Genomic DNA, 18,938 nt, shown 5'->3' on the forward strand with positions numbered 1-18,938 from the left:
GCTAGAAGTATCTACAAATAAGCCACGAACCCCTCACCTGTAAAGATATAGTGAGCTGCTCCATGGCTTATCGTCTGCAATCATATTAAAAACTAAGTCGTTGCCTCTTTATATGGTACTACAGCACCGCAGAAATCGCACTTTACCGACCGATCCGGTGGAACCGTAGCTACGGCTCCGCATCCCGGACACTCGACGGATACAGGTGCTTTAGGAGCCCCACCTGCTACTGAAGAAGCACCTCCCGGAAAAGCGTTAACTGGATTGCCATTCTCCGTTGATGATGTATATACATAACTGGTGGTAACCGTTCTCCCCCCCTGATTGCTTGCTTGTTTGATCTGCTCCTGTACATAATCATTTACCGATCTGGCATCGAGCGGGTCAAAACCTCTATTAACCGTCCCCTGCGTAGAGGGGCCCGGTTGGTTTGGATTAGGAATTCCATACGGTCCATCATTCGGCATCCTATTATAATTACCAGGATTTGCCGGTCTACCTTGAGGATAGCCTGCCATATTAATCGGGGACTGCTTCTTGGCATCAACCATCCTGATACTCATAACCAACAACAGAACGCCTGGTACAATTAATAGAATAAGAGCAAATATGCTAATCGCCACTTCAGAAGCAGCTAAACCTCCAAAAAACCCGACGATTCCAAAAAGCAGCAAGCCTATTGACAAAATCATAAGCAAGACACCAGAGAATTTCTTCACTGCTTAACCTCCTAAACCTAAATCATTAATAGACTATTTCGATATGAGTAACTGACTATTACGTCTGGCAAGCGTACCGGAGAATTCATTTAAGCTTTGCAGAATAACCTCAAATGATAACTCTTGATCGCCGGAGAACATCAGCGTTACCTGCTCTATTAGGGAATGAATCTGATGATACAATGATTGATCCATGTATGTAAGTGAATGTGGTGTAACCGGATCGCTGTAATGAACCTTGTCGATCAGCTTGATCATAACAGACTCAATCTCATGACTGTACGGACTATCTACGGAACGAATTTTTTCGTGTAATTCATTTAACGCCATTTCAATAGCATGCAAATTGATAATGTTTGTGCTCGTCTCTTCTTCGCGATCGATAGCTGATCTTAGGAACAAGATAAGCAGCCCGCCAAGAATGACCGCCGTGGCAAAGGTCAATACATGCAAGAGGATGAACCAACGTAGAGCTAAATCAGCAAATCCGGTAAAAAAGGAAAAAATAAGTACTGCCACGAAATAAGCAACAATAATGGTACCAAGAGCCAGATATCCGGGAATCATTCTTTTAATGGTATCGACATTACCGAACCAAAAATCCGCATATCGCCACAGGACGGTTTCCGCCAATAGCACAGAGATCAGTGAAATCCAGAAGGAAATCGTCATCACAAAGCCCGTATATAGCGCCAAAAATGAGATTAGCGTTGAAAAGACTGATACCAGATATAAACCGAATAATACGATCTTTCCTAAAGGTAACCGATGGGTTGCCACTAATCGTTGCCCCCTTCCAACAGGCCGGCCCCGCATTCCAAACAGAATTTTTGATTTGGCCCCACTTCATGCCCGCAGCTATTGCATCTTAGAACAACCTCCGTACCGCAATTACCACAGAATTTACTGCTGCCCGGCACTAATTCGCTGCACTTTGGACAACGACGAGGCAGCGGTTCCTTGCATTTTACACATTCCAGGCTATTCTCAGGATTATCCGTACCGCATCTTGGGCATGCAAAGTATTTATCACCACAGTTCGGGCAAAACTTGGAATCCTTCTGAATCGGAGAGCCGCAAACGTTGCAGTTTGCGACGGTTTCCTTAGCCGCAGCATGCTGTATATTCTCCGCTAACGGCTGGCCACAGCTGCTGCAAAAAGCCGAATTCTCCTCGTTAGCATGCTGGCAATTCGAACAAATACGGTAGGCGGCTTGCTTGTTTGTCGCTTTTGTATTCATAGCTCCTGCAAGCTCGGACATCGCATTTCCTATCGAGCCGCCAATGCCTGCTCCCATTCCAAAGCCAAGTCCGGTCCCCATAATTCCGGCCTGCACGCTTCCTTCATTTTTGGCGGCTCCCTCTAACGTATCAAAGGTCCGCTCCTGCTGATAATTGTATCCGAGGATGTCCATTTCCGCTTTGCGTGCCAACGCATCTCTCAAACGCTTCACAGAAGGATCCGACTCCGGAAGATTCACGCTCTGGACGTATAGATTTAAGACATTAATCCCGTACTCTTCCATAGCAGAGGCTACAGAACTTTTGAAATGATCTGACATTTCACTAGTAAATGCATTGATCTCCAGCACGCTGATTTTTTTATGTACAAGGTACGAAGTAATTAGTGAGTTAATGTTCATTCCTATTAAGCCGCGGAAGTACTCGACCAACGTATTTTGGGTAAATCCGCGTAGTGTTCCTACCAATTTGGTCAGGAATTTGCGCGAATCCTCGATTTCAATGCCCAACTGTCCAAAAGCCCTAACAGGAACAATAATATTATACTTAGGATCCTGTAATTGAATCGGGCTGGACGTTCCCCACTTCACATCCAACGAACTTACCTTGTTGATATACCAAACTTCAGCCGAAAACGGAGATTTTCCTCCAAACGGCAAATTGATGATATTGTTCAATATCGGTATGTTTGCCGTACTTAACGTATGACGACCAGGGCCGTATAAATCAAGCGCTCTGCCATCCTTGAACAGAATCGCTTCCTGGGATTGATTCACAATTAGTTGGGTCCATGTCCCTAATTCTGTCTCGGGATGCTTCCATACGAGAACGTCCGGGGAGCCATCATACTTGATTACATCAATTAGTGCCATTCTCTTTCCCCACTTATCAATATATTTATTTAATTATGTATTCTACCAGATGCCATCTATTTCCTCCTGCTATATAACAAAAGGACTAATCTAAAAGTCACTGCCAAGTTGATCTGTCACCCTATTGAGATATATCATAGCAAAAGTTGCAAAACTCATAACAGCGCGTTACAATTATGTAAATTGGCCATAAGGTAGATGCCGCTTCGATATTGATGATCGAGGCGGTTTTTTTGTCTTTTTAGATCTGTTGCTGAACACAGATATGGCAAATGACTCTCCTCATTCTCTAACGAAACTACATATCGTTATTTAACCAAAAAGAGGCCTCACAAAATTCTAACGAAACTGGGTATCGCTATTTTGTGGAAAAAGCAGGATTACTCCCCGTTTACGCCCAAATAGCGATATGGTGTTTCGTTAGAACTCTTGAGGCCTCAAATTTACCCAAATAGCGTGTCACAGTTTCGTTAGCGGGCTACTATAAGAACTTCAAAATGCTCAATTACTCTACTTCAATCGGTTGTAAAGCCTGGTTTGAGCCATTTTTTAAAGTTAACATCACAATGAAGGAAATGCAGTATAAAGCAGCTAAGTAGATCATTACGACCGTCATGTCATAGCTTTGAAGAATATAGCCAACAAAGATTGGTGAAAACCCTCCTATAGCTCTACCGAAGTTAAAAATCGTATTTGTCGCCGTACTTCGAATTTGCACAGGATAAAAATTACCAATTAAAGCTCCATATCCGGCAAACATGCCGTTCGAGAAAAAGCCGACAATCGCGCCACCAAGTAAAATGGCGATACTTCCAGTTGCGTAAGAGTATAAAAACACAGCACATGCTGATGCAAGCAAAAATATACCAAAAGTACGCTTTGCGCCAAATCGATCCATAAATCGGCCAAACGCAAGCATCCCAATGATCATGCCAACCGCTGTACTAATCGTCCATAAAGCGGAGCTTGAAACCGATAAACCTTGAGATTTCTGCAACATCGATGGTAACCAAATCATTAAGCCATTATAGCCTGCAATTTGTACAGTTGCCATAATAATCAATGAAATTGTCGTCATGGTCGTTCTAGGCGTCTCAAAAAGCTGAGCTAACTTCCCTTTGTTGTTTATCTTTTTATTCTTCTGAGCTGCCAGCCATTCCGGTGATTCCCCAAGATTCTTACGTACAATAATAGCGAAAATAACAGGCAACACACCAACAAAGAATAAAGCTCTCCACCCCAATGTTGGAAGAATAATAGCACTGAGCAATGCTGCTAAAATAACCCCGTACTGAGCACCTACACTAACATATGAAGAAGCTCTCCCCTGCTTATTCTTCGGCCAAGCCTCGGCAACAAGAGCCATACCTATTCCGTATTCGCCTCCTGCGCCAAGACCAGCGATAAATCTATAAATATAAACTTGTTCAATATTCGTTGCGAGTCCAGTTAGAGCTGTTCCAATGGCAAACAACAAGACGGTGTACGTAAACACTTTTACCCGCCCATACTTATCAGCTAAAACTCCGAAAATAATACCGCCTAACAGCATACCCATATTCGTTATGGATGAAATCAGTCCACCCGTTGCGAGATCAATGTTAAATTCTGAAATAATCATTGTCATCGCAAAGGAAATAAACATAATGTCCATCCCTTCTAACGTTAAACCAGCAACTGAAGCTACTACTGTTTTCTTACGATAATCCATTTTGACGCTCCTCCACTTTCTTGTTGTTAAAACCTCTTTTAGATGTTTGAGGGAATGGATTACACAAACTTTTCCATTCTCTTTTGAAGCCTCACGGGACTTCCTTTAAAAGAGTCACACAAAAAACATAATAAAAAGCCCTTCTGGCACAGAGGACAAAAGGGCATGTAAATACATAGATATTATTAACCTTATAACATCAAGTACCCCTTTACAGCCTCTCTGGACCGTTTTAAAGGAAAATTATTTCGTGTTACATAGTAGCAAAATAGAATAGGTGATGTCAATAGATGAATTGCTAACGAAACTACAGATCGTTATTTAGCCAAAAAAGGCCACATAAAAAATCTAACGAAACGTGGTATCGTTATTAGTCGAAAAAAGCGGGGTTAAGCCCGAGTTTTGCTCAAATAGCGATATGGTGTTTCGTTAGATTTGAAAAGGCCTCAATTTTACCTAAATAACGTGTCACAGTTTCGTTAGCGTTACTATACTGCAGCGTTAGAGCATGCCACCAGCCCGGCAGCTCCCCTTTTATAATTGCATCAAAATTTGTGGATCCTTGATTTTATTGTCTTCGGCCAACAGTACTACCTTGGACAGTACTTCAGCCGTTCTTGGGTCCTCATCCATAAACGGCAGGAAGAGACGTCCGCGATGCTGAGAATGCACGGGAATAATGTTCAACGCCCCAGTACCTTGTTTGTAAGCTATGCCACTGCCAAGATGTACAGCGTATTCCCCAAGCTCGCCTTCGATACGGGCAAAGTTACCGTCTAGTATCACCTTATCCAGCTTGAGCAGGCGTAAGGATTCCTCCACGATCACCTTCCTCAGCTCGATCGTCGTCAGGCTCGCCTCCGGATCGACACCTCCGACATGTGCCGTACTGACGACAAGGTCGATGTCCCGCATCGTCTCCGAGAACAAGATCGGCGGAACCTGATTTATTGGAATATGTTCGTACGTTTTCCGGTCGAGGAACTCCACCTCTTCCAACGTTGGCGCCTCTGTGTCTACAGGCGAGAACCAATCCGCCATTGCATAGACCGTTACGATAATGTTTTCCCGGTAATGTACCTTTTGCAGACCCGACTCGTAGCTGACCGTCCAGCCGCGTCCGCGCAGCAGTGCCACCGTCTTGCTCGGCTGCACCTGGTGCCCGGCATAACGCTGCGATCCAGCCTTGCCTGCTCGTTCATCCTCGTTCACGAGATACAGCTCGCGGAATACCTGCTTGAACGGCTGTCGGATGCCGCGGGAGAACAAATCACGCTGATACTCACTCCATTCCCCGCTCTCATATAGATCTAGCGGGTGGGCGATCGTCAGCTGATCCTTGTCTGCAAGCACCCAAGCATCGCCGCCCGGTTCAACCAGCCGCAAAGTTCCATCCTCTGCTGCCGTGAAATATCCAAGCTGTTGGTCCGCTTTGAACACCAAGGCAGCTACCAGCGGACGCAACACCGGACTTGCCGTCAAAGCCGCCAGTTCACTAGCGCGGAAATAGCTTTGTTCAGCCATAGAGCGCTCCAGTTCCCGCTTCGCGCGGCGGTACTGATCCGTCAACTCCGTCTTGGCTTGCTTGAGCTGCTCGATATAACCGTTCTTCTTGAACCTCGCCGGCACCGATTTTAGCAATTTGCCTTTGCTAGTCACTTCTAACTCGGCTTTGCCTTCTTCGTCTACCGTCAGGCTCACATGGGTATCTGCATCCAAAGCGTATGGTTCGAACAGACTAGCCAATTGCTCTAGCATGCGTGCTTCCATATCCCAAGTCAATCGAATCACATCGGCGTATCCTGCGCTGCGTGCCAGATTGCCAAGAGCAATTTGCCCAACCGTCCCTTCGCTCGCTCGCCGCTGTGCTCCAAATCCCCTGCTCTGCTTCAAGAACTCCTGAATAAAGTTATATCTCTCGCGTAGATCCTGCTCCCGCTTAGACGTAAACGGAATTAAGCTGTACGCAAGTAAATGCTCTTTGTTCCGCTTATCCTCGACGGATCGCTTCATGTCATCGAGACGCAATTGTCCGAGCACCGCATCGGCAAACAATTGCGAGCGACGGTGGTTAGAGCCCGCAGAAATATACTTTGCGCAATCATATAACTGGCGGAAGCGTTCTTCACCTATCGTGCGATATGCTTCGTTAAACCAATTGACGTCAAATGCTCCATCGTTAAATTCCTGCGGAGTAATCGGCGAATAATGGGCAACAATCGTCTCTTTTTCCGCTGAGAAGCTCTCATTGATATGGGCATGGAAATACCAAGCCGTGCTGCGGAGTCCCTCCCAGCCCAAATACTTGGCTACAATTTCGATCCATTGCGGTGCATACATAGCAGCTTCCAGCAGAAGCCTCTCCGTAATTCCCGTCCCCTGAAGCAACTGCCCCAGCTTCTCCTCATCCTCACCATCACGCGGATAACAGATCTTCAAGAGATGGCTGAGCGACTCCTTCTTCGTTGTCTGGTTACCATAACCATAAATATATCCACGGACAAACGTCTCGCCGCGCAAGCTCGTCAGTATACGAATCAATGGCTCCATACCATAAATCCGCTCGAAGGACATCGTGAACATAGTAGCATCTGTCGACAAATCGCCACGGGCAAGCTCGATATCAAGCAGACGAGAAACGATCCGTTCACGCAGCTCGATCAGCTGCTCATGTCGATTCACCAGTGTATCCCGTGGTGAGGTCAGCTCACGCATGTGACTACGTGCATCCCTGCCAAGCAACTCCTTGCACAATTCGTTCTCTCCGATCAACCCCAGCAAAAATGCTCTGAAATATTGGTTCACATGAAGAATCGAATAACGATCAGCATCCATTTCTCCTCTCCGCAGATCATATTGAATGGCCGTACGGAAGAAAGAGCGGAATGAATCCACATCATGGACACGGCTCTGCAAAATGGAATACAAAGGATCTGCTGCCACTAGCCACACCGGTTGATCCTGCTTCTCCAACTGTTTCACATCGCTCGTCATCACTTTGATCAGAGCGGCTTCCGCCAGCTCATAAGTGTCGCCTCTCTTGCTGTCGATAAAGCAAGCAGACACCAACGTCATTACCTGCTGGGTATACCGCAGATCATCCAATATTTCCAATACTTCCAAGATACTCTCCAGCGGGAGAAGCTGCTCCAGGAACTGTCTCCGTCCTCCCTCTAAAAACTTGGTCTTCCTCATTAGATCGTAGTCAAAAACATCGGAAAAATGGCTGTAGAATGAATATACTGTATGCTTCAGATCTTTCATCTGTAGAGTGAGATGAAGTCCCATCAGCTCCTGAGAACTCAATCCGCTCTCTTCATAGTATTGCTGCCACTTTTCCGCCAGTGGATACAACTGAAGTTCACTTTCTGCCTCAAAATGATCGTATTCCAGCACCTCCATACGATACTTATACGATAAAGGCCTTAGCTCGGCTCCGATGAGCTTCGCTTCTTTATGTCCGCTATAATATTCAACCTCATATTCAGTATCGCGATACTCATGTACCAATTCATCCAATCCTTGCAGAAACTTGCTTGCGCGTTCGGTCGAGATCATCAAAATTTGCTTCATGTCTACCTCAGATACGTCTCGCTGCTCTAGAAGCCAAGTCTCCGTCTGCCGCGGATCGTAAAGACCAAAGCCGTTCTCGGCGCTAAAACCGCTGTCCTGCTTCAATTTATCAAGAAGCTGTCTTTCCTTTGGCGTTGGACCCGTAATGCGGTTCGCCAACGACTTTAGCTGCTCATATTGCTCGGCGCGGTCCTTATCATCTCTGAGCTCCGTTAATAGCTCGAGTCCGGCAAGTCGCTGCAACTCACCTTTTGCCAACAACAGCCGTTCTAGACTTAAAGACAGCAATTCCCCTGGTTGATGCAGGAGGATATCGATGGCATTCTGCCGCAGTGATCCTGTCTTTAGCTTAAGCAAGTCTTCAACTAGCTTCAGCTCGTTCACATGCAACGTCAGCTTCTTCACTTGGCGCAGCGCATGCTCGCGATTTGTCATACTCTTATCGGAGAGGGATGCAAAAATAAAAGCCCGCTGCTTCTCAGAACTGGAATCACCTGCGAAATAATTGATCAAATCGCCCCTCAGATCCGGACTCATTTGCGTAGACATGTCGATTAGCTCGGCGATCCACTCAGAGTCCATATCGTAAGCGGTCAAATATAACATTTTACGCAGTACCAGATCAGAGGAATAGTGGAATCCCGCAAAATCAAGCACTGCTGATACGCCCGATTTCTCCTTAACCGGAACCGCTTGAAGAATCGCTTTGAAACGCTCGTATTCTTGCTTTCTTGTCGACTTATCTTCCAATGCAGGCGTTCGCTTAACCTTCAGTAGACGGTTCTGGACCTCCCCGACCTGCCATTCATATTCATAATCGTAGCTATAGTTCTGCAATATCCAATACAGCAGTTCAGGATCATTCTCATCCAAGCTGTTCCGGGCAATTTCAAACTTCACCGCCTGGTTCTGACTGTTCGCCAGTACATATTGAGCGACTACCTTCTGATAGTGCTCTCCGTTCTCCATCAAATACTTGATCTGTTCCGGAAGTACCTCTTCCTCATGAACAGCGGAGGCCCAGAGGCTAATGTACACATGATTGGCATTGGCGGAAACTAGCCACTCTTGACGCTGCTTCTCATCAGTAAGCGAGGTATAAGCCTGCTGTAACAGTTGACCTGCCACACGTTGATTTGCTGCTTCCAGCCCCATCCCGGTCCAGGTACCAAGCGCACGTACAATCGAGCTGAACCGGAACAGGTCGTGATCCAAAATAACTTTCAGCAAATACAAATTCGCCTGTAGCGTACCCGCATCCATCTGCTCGGCAATCGATTGGCGAAGTCCTTCCTGCAGCCGTGCTGCGATAAGCAACTCTCCAACCATCGTGTATACATCCTCGCGGTGACTGATCAGAATCCCCTTGATCATTTCTGGCTTAAGGAGAGCCGTCTGGTTATCGCCATAAATGATCTCTCTCAGCGTCTCTTCTACCCAACCATCACCATGATCGAGTTCATAAGCTATCAAATCTGGAATCACTCGATTGATCCAGTAAATCCGCTCGATGGTGTAATCCGGTTTAGTCAGGTAATGCCGTAGCGAAAACTGCAAAGATTCTGCAGCGAAGAGTTCCTTGATTTTCCCAAGAATCATGTTCAAATGAACTTCTGGCCGCTGTGTCCTGTAAGGTCTCCGATAGTACCCGTTGGCATACGGATACTCAACCGCATGACAGGTTATGTATCTCACAATTTCTGCCGTCTTCTCGTCAGTGAGAGCAAGCATCGTTTGCTCAAGCGGAGCATAGAAGCTATCCGGCCGTGTGCCGCTGAGCCTGGACAATTCCTTATACAGTGCCATATATTCATCGCTATCTGAATTAATATAAGGCTCACGAATGAGCTTGTATAATTCCCGGACAATCGTATCCCCGCCTGCCTCGGTCTCCTTGACCCTAGCTTCGATTGCTGTCCAATATTGTTCTTCCTGGGTCAGATCCTTCATAATCTCCCTCCATGTTCACCATAGTCCTCCCGCCAGCATCGTAAAGCGCATAAATACGATACGATCCCCTTCCCGGGTGACTAGCGGAGCATCCAAATCCTCTATTTCCGTCTCATTGATAAACACCCGATACAGGCCATCTGCGAAAGCAGTCAATGCCGCACTCACCGCTTGCTCAGGGTCAGCCTGCCTATCATCGTAAATCGTTCCGAAACCTACCTTACCCTGTTCTGCGCTTTCCCCGATCTGCGTCTCGGTTATGTAGGGAATTACATTCTTCTCGGACTGGCGTTCCTTAAACGCCTGTACTCCACCTTCCACAACCCCGGTAATCAATTCTCGGAGAGTTTGTGGAATGCCAGGTAATTCAAGCTCTTGGGCCACAAGCTCCTTGCGTTTGCCCGGCTTTTTCACCATTACGGTCAGCTTCATCTGCATCCCCCCCTCACTTACATATTCCATTGACATACGATCCGATTCCTATCTGGAACAATATGTATCGAAAAAATTCATATGCATGAAATTCATTACGTCCTATTCCTATACAGGAATTCCCTAAACAAAGCGTTATCCTGATTCAAAGATAGTATAAAGCTTGGCAAGTTCTGTAATCAATTTCTATCATTCCCGGGAACATTAAACAATCCTTTGGGCCCAGGTTGGTTAGTTGGATTTACCTAGCCTTCACTTGCAACTGTTGTCACATATAATCGAAAATAACTATGTGGCGTCAAATATTTTCAGAAACTTTCTTAAGTAGTGATACGTTTAAAATAATGAGGTTGCTGGGACCCTCGCTTACTTCTTCGTTTACGGGTGATTCCCTCTTTTCTCGAACTGCATATCTTACATATTCGAAAGGAAGTTCAACGATGAAAAAAATCATTGCTTTATCACTGTCCGTAGCTCTTTGCACTGCTTTGGCCACTGTGTCGCTTCCTGCTTCTTCCACAGCGCATGCAGCGGAGACAAAAGAATTAGTTCAAATTTCGGAGCAAGCCCAATACTATGGCGAAGTCACAAACGGAGTACCTAACGGACGCGGTACGATTCATTGGGGAGACAGCAAGCAATACTCGGGCGATTTTGTGAATGGAAAACGCGAAGGCAGCGGTAAATATATCAATGAATATACACAGGACGGCGAGAAGCATAAAGTCATCTATAACGGGACTTGGAAGCAGGATAAAATGGAAGGCAAGGGAACTTTGACTCATAAAGTGACCCAGGAAGACGGCGAGGTCATCTGGAATGAAATCCAAACAGGTACATTTAAAAACGGGGTACTCCAAAGCGGTTATGATGTGATTCACGCCCAGGCAGACCCGGATTACAGCTTTACCTACAAAAATGGAAATGAGAAGCTGGAGATCCTGGGAACAAACTCCGGACTGAAAGAATCACTGCAAAAAGGCACACTGTTCAGCATTAAATACCGTAACGGCTCGGTCAGTAAATCCTATTCTAGCTTTCCAGCAGATACTAAATCCGAACAACGTAAATTAGACGAGGCATTGAAGTACTTAAAAGGGATCCAGAAGAAGCTGAACCCTCACATGGATGAGTTCGAACGTTTGTCCAAGCAAGTACCGCTGAACTAACAATATAACTTGATCACAAATATAGAAGCTGCGCATTTAAGCGCAGCTTCTATTGCGATTGATATGCTGCTATCTTCCTAATCCAGCACTGCTGCCGTGAAGATATAAACAGGCCCATCCGCATTTAAAATCTGCGGACCAGCGTCTAGTTCAGCCAGCGCCTCTTCCCAATGAATATGTTCATTGCAGACTAATAGGACAGAAGCCCCCTCCAGCTCTTTGTAAATATTCGAGTTGCCAGGTAGTCCTTGCGCCCGGATCTCTGGACTTTCATGAAGCAGTAGAATATCAGACCTCTGCCTGACAAGCTGACGCAAGGCTTCCAAATAATCAGCTTTCACCATGCGGTTGGGTTTGTCGGCTCTGCCAATGATCCCTCCCAACCCTGCTATGGACAGCTCGCCATATGTGATTGTTCCTGGATCAGGCCGACGCCACCCCATTTCACCCGTTCGATTCAGAACATTCAGATCCTCATTAACATACTCTTTATTTGAATAAATATCTTTTTCCTTAGCACCGATTCGCCTGTATTTCGCATAGAGATGCGATTCAGCTTTGCTGGTACGTTGTCGCCGTCATCCGGTCCTTCGGACAAATAAACATATAATAAATTCCCTCACCGTAATCCTCCAAATCCGACCAATCCAACTGTCCGATAAAAAGCATACTCCGGCCACAGCATGGACAATTCGGATAACCAGCATCTTGTACCCAACCCGGATATCCGCCGAATTTGGAATGAGAATCCAACTCCCATACCGCGGCGTAGTAAGCAGAACGAGGGATGCTGGATAACGTCAATTGCGGACCGGTCTGCAAATACTCTCTGCTGTATTCTTCTAATTCTATGTCAGGCAAGTAATCTGGCTTCTGATTATATGCGCTCCAGTTTGGTGCACCGTCACTATCCAGCTCCATATAAATAACGCCATAACATCCACAAATCACACAGGTATCCACCTGCAGCCGCTCCCAGGACAAGTTCAATCTGGCCAGTGCCGTATGGGACGTATCCACATCGATCAGTCTAGTTAATTTCCCACCGCACCACGGGCAATCCGCAGCAGCATGTCTTAAAAATCCAGAGGATACCTGTTGAACTGCGGAATCGCGCTGGTCTTCCATTTTCTCAACAGCATAGCTGCTCCCTTGAATCAGGCTGCGGCGTTGCCCAGAATCCGACAGCTCCCAGCCCGCTTCCCGAGCGTACAATTCTGGAACGACGTACAATTGCTCTGCCCACTGCGGAGGCTTCATCCGCCATTCTTGAAAGCGGCGAACGACCTGTTCGTCCCCAATCCAGGCTAATACAAGCAAAATAAAACTCCTATTTTCGTCATCCCATTCTACTTGATCCAAGAGCCGGTCCCGTACATCGGGTCCAGCGTCTTTATATAAAATTCCTGGATAGTATACCTCGTGTTCCAAAAGGAACGGCAAGCAATCGGCGATCGATTCGTTACGGAAGCAGACAAGGGAGGATAGAATGTCACGGCACGTATCTTCATCTCCTGATACCAGTAAGTGAGACGCATAGGCGGCCATGCTCTCCGCTTCAGCAGGAGACAGCGACGCGTAAACCTGTTCTCTGCTGCGTGGATATGGAGTGTATTTAATAAGCGGATCATATTGCAGGGGGCTGTGCATGATTTTCAAAATTTCCACCGGATCATTCAGCCCTTCATACAAATTCACCGTCTTACGATGCCGTTGAATATAGGCTTCCCGCTTCCTCCGCTCTTGCTCCTGGTAGCAGGGCATGCAGTATCCTCCCGTTTTAGCAGCTGTTGTCGGTAATATCATAGCCGCGCAGCCTTCGCTTTGACATGAGACTTTTTCCGTCATACTTTCTCTTCCCTCCTCCTTGTAACTTTGGTAATTTACTGTTTTACAGCTGCGAGCCATGCTTCCTTGACCGAGATCGGGCTTTTGCTGCTGTTCTCTCCATCCCCTTCTGCCGACCTTAGCGGTGGATAATAACTCATTACCTGATCAGCCTCAAGCTGCCTAACTTGCTCCTGCCAGCCTTTCCAGCGGAAGGTCTGGTAGAACTGCTCCAAATCCCCCTCGCCCAGCCAAGCCATAAATCCGGAATAAGCCAGCTCGGTCGACTCCCATTCCAGCGTATCCGGTGCAAAATAATAGATGCGTCCAGCATCTTCATATCGTCCTGTATTCAAGGCAAAAAAACCGCCAGCAGCATCATAGGCTACAACCAGCATTCCTCTATTTCGCCTTGTTCCAGATTCCTTCGGTCAGGCTTTTCCGAACTACTTATCTCATCCAAGCCAGCAGTTTCTCCAGGTTGTCCTTGAGCGGCGATGCTTCCTTCTTCGCACGCTGCGCAAGCTTGCTGCGGCTGCCAAAAATCCGGTAAAGAACGTATTCACGCTGATAGTCTTGCTTTGCTGCAAGCTCATGCACAAGTGCATCCGCCAGTTCCGGACTGTCGATGACGATATTTTTAACTGCCCCTGCCGACTCATTGCCTCCCAATAGGATGGATATCAATACCGGCATTAACTTCACGGAAAGCCCATGTACTTCCACAAAGGCCTCCGCATATCCGTCCTGGACCGATTGATGCTCCGTGTCCACCAGTTCCATGTACCGCTTCACAAGCGGGTAATAGGCATCGCTGTACAATCCCAGTCCAAATACCGCATAAGTTCCCGGCATTGCCGACTTCTCGCCGGGCTCTACATCCCCGTACCAGGCGAATTCCTCCATAGCAGCTTCTGCATATTCTGCTACATGCGGAAACAAGCCTGGATACTGGAGGCAATTGGCAAAAAATTGATGCTGCTGGGATTTCGCCAGCTTTTTAACCGGTAAATAGTTTTTGGCTTTGCTTCGCAATGTAAGCTTATAACCTTTGGGGAACCCTTGCTCCAACAGCGAGATGACATAGTCCAGCGCTTCGCGGTAGGCCGCTTCCTCTTCAGACGCAAATCGGATGTCGATCGTCTGCAAAATATCATTCGCTTCGCCTTGGAACAAGCTGCCATGCCGCATGCTTTCATACCGTCCGCTGCCCTGCTGCAAATAATTCGCTGCCTGTTCCGATCCGAGCTGCTTGGCAAGTTCAAGATATTTCCTGCGAGTGTCAGGCTCTTTACGGCCAATCTGCAGCGCTGCATATAGGAAAAATTCGATTGCATCGGCATTCGGCAGGCTGGCCTTGGCTCCCTCTTTAAGCAGCCATTCATGTCCAAAATTCCCAGTTCGGTCAAAATACCGCTCCAAAAACTGTTTTTCCGCCCACTCTCTTAAGGCTGAAATATACTGATAGGACCACTGCTCCAGACGGCTGCGGTTCGCATGATGCTTATCATTCAGACGTTGAATTAGCGGATCTATAATGTCAGACTTCTGGGCAAAAAAATGCGGATTAAGCAAATGGCGTGCAAAGAAAAATTCATCATCTTTATCCGGCCGCACTGGCAGATCCGCCAGTACCTTGGATTGGATGAACGAAGCCAGTTCCTGCTTCAGCGCTTGAAGTTTATGCTCATTGATCAGCACCTCTTGGCGGTACAGCGCGGCAGACCCCCGCTCCAATTCCAGAATCAGTTCCATTCGGTAATCGAAAAATCGGCTGCCATATCGATCGGATTGAAAAGTCTCTTCCACTTGACCACGCAAAGCGGAATAAAGTTCCTCCAACAGCGCTTCATCCTTCATTTCCATCAAACCTTCAATATAAGAACCTGCTTCCACCTTATAAGAGCTATCACTCCAATCAAAGGGTTCGTATAAATCGATATATATCGTTCCGTATCCGCCGCCGTTTTGTTGTCCATTCTTCCATGAGACTTTAAAATAATCGTTCACCCCCGCCTGAAGCCGGCTACGATTTTCCAACTCTTGGATTCTCTTGCTTTCCCGCTCATAGACCGGAATAATCTGACCCCATACATTGTCAATAAAAGCCTCGACATATTGATTCAAACGCAACTCTCCCCTTATAGACCTACGTATAGGCTGAACTTCATCTCCTGCTTCACCCTGTTTATGTCAGCCGATCGTCTCGACGACGTTGCCCTCTTGATCTTTAATATGAGTCTTTATAATTTGGAACGAAAGCCCTGGCAGGGAAGCCAGTCCAAACTCGCTCTCCAGGGGTACCAGCCTTTGGCTGAGCTCGGCAGCCGCTTCTTGATTCAAGCGGATACTGACTTCCTTATCATTCATACGAAACTCGGCATTTTCTCCTGGCTCAAATACAACGCGGATATCTTGACTAAGAAGGGTAAGACTTCTTTGTTTCAATATTCGTCCACGCAGAAGTTTGCCAATGATTCCAGCCTGCTTCGCTCCGAGCTTCACGCGATCCGCCTGCTTGTTGAACCATCCTCTCTTCCCTGGCTCCCAGCCCAACTGATCCACGAATAAAAAGCCAGTATTGGAGCCTTCCTTCTCCATCCCCTGCTCAACTGCCTCGGCAATCGCCGGAACCTCTAAGAGAGAATCACGCGATAAATCCGTAACATAACCTGGAATCTGCGCCAAGCCTGCCTCAAGCACGCCTAATGTATTCCAAGTCTGCATGGCTTCAAGCTCATCAGCTGTAATGCCAACCATTTGAATAAATTCTATATGACCATTCGGTGTCTCAATCGCCGGCAGTTCCGGGTCGAGTGTAAAAGCGAGCGCAGTGAGCTTCGTATCTGCGCCGAGGCAGATCGGGCCATTGGCATCCAAATAATCACCTGAGCGGAATACATTGCCGCTTCCGTACACGTATCTTCCCATATTTTGCAGCAAATTGAGCGCCCATGCTGGAGGCTCTTCCTCGTCTTCATTCCGCACCAGCCGGAAAGTAAGTTCAAACCCGTAGCCGCTGTACTCTGTATTCTCCAATTCTTTCTCATACAGCTCCGAAAATCCGTACGTGACACAATGCCAATGCGGCACCGGCGTCGCACTTTTGTAGGCGCTAATGCCATCAAGTGGATCCTCGCCTCCCAGTGAATAGGGAACCAGCGTCCCATAATGCTTCGGTTCCTGCTCCCCATAGATTTTACCTACTTCCTGATCAATCGCATCCCAGCCGGATGTATTTACTTCTACTTCTTCGCTCATCACTTTGCCTCCTATGTATATATGGGTTCATTTGTTTTTCTAACGAAACTACAGATCGCTATTACTTCAAAAACAAGCTCAATTCGAATCTAACGAAACTACAAAACGTTATTTAGGGTAAAAACAAGCTCTACGCCCCAAATTCAGCTCAATAGCGATACCCAGTTTCGTTAAAATTTTCAGATGACCTTTCCAGCCCCAATAGCGCTATCTAGTTTCGTTAGAACTCCTGTTTAGAGTACTTCAACTTGGAATTACATGATCAACACCTCTTTCTAATCAAAAATGTTTATTGTAGTTATTTCGTGTCTACATAATGTCGCCGTTCTTCTAACTTTGGGGCATAACCTTTCTCTTCTACTCCGTCGCTGATTCGGCAAGCAGGTTCGGTTCAACCGGTTTGCTTAACCAATGTTCATCGGTTTGAACATGGTTTTTGCGGACGAATTTGGCTGCGGACCGTTTGAAATCCTCATACGCAAAGGCGGATGCCAGCCTGACAACGTATCCTTCTTGTTCTCCGCCGCAGCGAGACTGTGTAGTATAACACACCTTAGCCGCTTCCTCGCTCCAAACTCCCCGGTACAGCACAGGAACTGTCGACAAATGAAGCCCTTCCGCCCAATCCACCGTCTCATCCCAGGACAGGCAAACATTGCGCTCATTCCATACGGAGAACAGCATGAAATAACTTGGCAATGCCGAATAATACAGGGAATGCTTCGCGTACACATTCTCACCGCATAACCGATATCCCTCCGGAATCAGATATTTGATGCCGCCGTGCAGCGTTTTGACGTAATGCCGGGATGGATGGTCCTTACTGTCCAGCGATCTGGCATGAATGAGATCCGGGTACATGGTTGTATTTTCACCGTCCATTTTTTCGGTAATAACGACTTCTCGCCCTGCAAAATGATCGGTATTTCGTAAAATCTTATCGTCATCGGTATACCCGCGCGACCATGGCAGATGCATCGTTTTCGGATATTTGATTTTCATAGTTCGAATCACCTCTTTTCTATCAAGATGCTACAGTATCCTCATTTAGCAAAAGAATCCGCCTCGGCAAAGAAATATAATTCCGCCAGTCGATCCTCGCCAAGCAAATGATAAATTCGGGACGCACCAGCATCACCGCCGTGCAAAATCTCCATATGGAAGCTGACCATATTCACGACATGCAGAATAAAATCATCATCATAGCCAAGCTCATTCAGCACATGGCAGGCTATCATTGCAGACACATGCTCATGCCCGTAATACGAGTAGTACCCGCGCGTCTCTTTCCATACCTTGCAGAACGGTTTACCCGCGTCGTGGAATAATGCTGTAAGCTGCATCGCCAGCAAGCTGTCGCCTTCATAGAAGACATTGATATAATCCAGAACGGCATAAGTATGCTCGGATAAGGTTTTGGAATGATGCGGATTCTCTTGATCATATCCCAACATGACCCGGAAATGGGGCGAACTTGCCAAATAAGCAAACAGTTCGTCATGCCCCGCTTGTTCCACAAGCAACTGCTCAAGTCTGGATCGATCGAGGCCGGTCTCTGCCGCAACATGCATCAGCTGCAAAGCTTGAAACCCTTCGCCTAAAACAGGGAATTCGAAGTTTTTGGCAAACTTGGTGAGCACCGTGTCGCTGATCTGTCGCTTTCTTCCCTCGATTCTTTCCTTTGCTACCGCATAAGGAGTATCAAATACGTAGCACTTTACCGGGAAGTCTTTGAAACGTTTCAAAAACTTGAGCCGCCGATCCCGGCTGACATTTGTGGCATCAAAGACCACATTTCTGCCCGTTCCAAGCGCCTGCTCTATCTCTGCAAAAGCCTCATCAAAAACCAAATACGTGTTTTTCTGCTTCGACTCGCTGCCGAACAACCTTTCCCGAATGGAATCAGTCGCTACTATAACTGCTTTTTCTCGCTTGGATAATTCCTTGGCGTAATGGCTTTTCCCGCTGCCCGGAATGCCGACCAGCATATGAATCACACTCATCGCTATATCACCTCCTTTCTGGCAGCCTTATTTCAGTATAAAGGAAGCATTTTGCGAAACGCACGGGACCAACGACGCATCGGACTCGGCCTTTTCACCTGAATTTTCCTGTATATGGTCTGTATGGTCCTACTTTCATGGTATAATTTGACGGATCTATAATGAAAAGGGGATTAGAA

General features: G+C 46.8%; 14 protein-coding genes. 1 reads left to right on the forward strand and 13 read right to left on the reverse strand.

The window, feature by feature from the left end:
- Positions 1-92 precede the first annotated feature (92 nt).
- From ABD014_RS12995 to ABD014_RS13020, 6 genes are all read right to left on the reverse strand, one after another.
- Entirely contained in the window at positions 93-719 is a 627-nt protein-coding gene (locus tag ABD014_RS12995; protein WP_343861644.1) for a hypothetical protein, read from the reverse strand.
- 33 nt (positions 720-752) lie between these two features.
- Positions 753-1,499 (reverse strand): hypothetical protein, encoded by a 747-nt coding sequence (locus ABD014_RS13000; protein ID WP_343861646.1) that lies wholly within the window; start codon positions 1,497-1,499, stop codon positions 753-755.
- Entirely contained in the window at positions 1,499-2,833 is a 1,335-nt protein-coding gene (locus tag ABD014_RS13005; RefSeq protein ID WP_343861648.1) for an SPFH domain-containing protein, read from the reverse strand. The genes ABD014_RS13000 and ABD014_RS13005 overlap by 1 nt, the downstream gene beginning before the upstream one ends.
- A 505-nt stretch (positions 2,834-3,338) precedes the next feature.
- Positions 3,339-4,544 (reverse strand): MFS transporter, encoded by a 1,206-nt coding sequence (locus ABD014_RS13010; protein WP_343861651.1) that lies wholly within the window; start codon positions 4,542-4,544, stop codon positions 3,339-3,341.
- Between the two features lie 534 nt (positions 4,545-5,078).
- Positions 5,079-10,067 carry a DUF4132 domain-containing protein gene (locus ABD014_RS13015; protein WP_343861653.1) on the reverse strand — a complete coding sequence of 1,663 codons (4,989 nt, stop codon included), beginning with the start codon at positions 10,065-10,067 and terminating at the stop codon, positions 5,079-5,081.
- 15 nt (positions 10,068-10,082) lie between these two features.
- Positions 10,083-10,499, reverse strand: a complete 417-nt coding sequence (locus ABD014_RS13020) for a hypothetical protein (protein WP_343861655.1) — start codon at positions 10,497-10,499, stop codon at positions 10,083-10,085.
- A 440-nt stretch (positions 10,500-10,939) separates the two neighbouring features.
- Here ABD014_RS13020 and ABD014_RS13025 point away from each other — a divergent pair, with 440 nt between their 5' ends.
- Positions 10,940-11,668, forward strand: a complete 729-nt coding sequence (locus ABD014_RS13025) for an MORN repeat-containing protein (protein WP_343861657.1) — start codon at positions 10,940-10,942, stop codon at positions 11,666-11,668.
- A gap of 77 nt (positions 11,669-11,745) precedes the next feature.
- On the opposite strand, the gene ABD014_RS13030 is transcribed toward ABD014_RS13025, so the two are convergent.
- The 7 genes from ABD014_RS13030 to ABD014_RS13060 all read right to left on the reverse strand — a co-directional run bounded on the left by ABD014_RS13030 (position 11,746) and on the right by ABD014_RS13060 (position 18,759).
- Positions 11,746-12,111, reverse strand: coding sequence for a hypothetical protein (locus tag ABD014_RS13030; protein ID WP_343861659.1), 366 nt, complete (start codon positions 12,109-12,111; stop codon positions 11,746-11,748).
- A gap of 109 nt (positions 12,112-12,220) precedes the next feature.
- Positions 12,221-13,432, reverse strand: a complete 1,212-nt coding sequence (locus tag ABD014_RS13035; protein WP_343861661.1) for a YwqG family protein — start codon at positions 13,430-13,432, stop codon at positions 12,221-12,223.
- A gap of 119 nt (positions 13,433-13,551) precedes the next feature.
- Positions 13,552-13,893, reverse strand: a complete 342-nt coding sequence (locus tag ABD014_RS13040) for a DUF2625 family protein (protein ID WP_486189884.1) — start codon at positions 13,891-13,893, stop codon at positions 13,552-13,554.
- A 52-nt stretch (positions 13,894-13,945) separates the two neighbouring features.
- The gene (locus tag ABD014_RS13045; protein WP_343861663.1) at positions 13,946-15,622 is read right to left on the reverse strand and encodes a DUF6138 family protein; all 1,677 of its coding nucleotides are present in this window, start codon (positions 15,620-15,622) and stop codon (positions 13,946-13,948) included.
- 66 nt (positions 15,623-15,688) lie between these two features.
- The gene (locus ABD014_RS13050) at positions 15,689-16,756 is read right to left on the reverse strand and encodes a suppressor of fused domain protein (RefSeq protein ID WP_343861665.1); all 1,068 of its coding nucleotides are present in this window, start codon (positions 16,754-16,756) and stop codon (positions 15,689-15,691) included.
- Between the two features lie 357 nt (positions 16,757-17,113).
- Complete coding sequence (locus ABD014_RS13055; RefSeq protein WP_343861667.1) at positions 17,114-17,758, reverse strand: RNA ligase family protein; 645 nt, start codon at positions 17,756-17,758, stop codon at positions 17,114-17,116.
- A gap of 41 nt (positions 17,759-17,799) precedes the next feature.
- Positions 17,800-18,759 carry an AAA family ATPase gene (locus tag ABD014_RS13060; protein WP_343861669.1) on the reverse strand — a complete coding sequence of 320 codons (960 nt, stop codon included), beginning with the start codon at positions 18,757-18,759 and terminating at the stop codon, positions 17,800-17,802.
- Positions 18,760-18,938: the final 179 nt, after the last annotated feature.

Source organism: Paenibacillus motobuensis (assembly GCF_039521865.1).
Taxonomy (GTDB): Bacteria; Bacillota; Bacilli; order Paenibacillales; family Paenibacillaceae; genus Fontibacillus; species Fontibacillus motobuensis.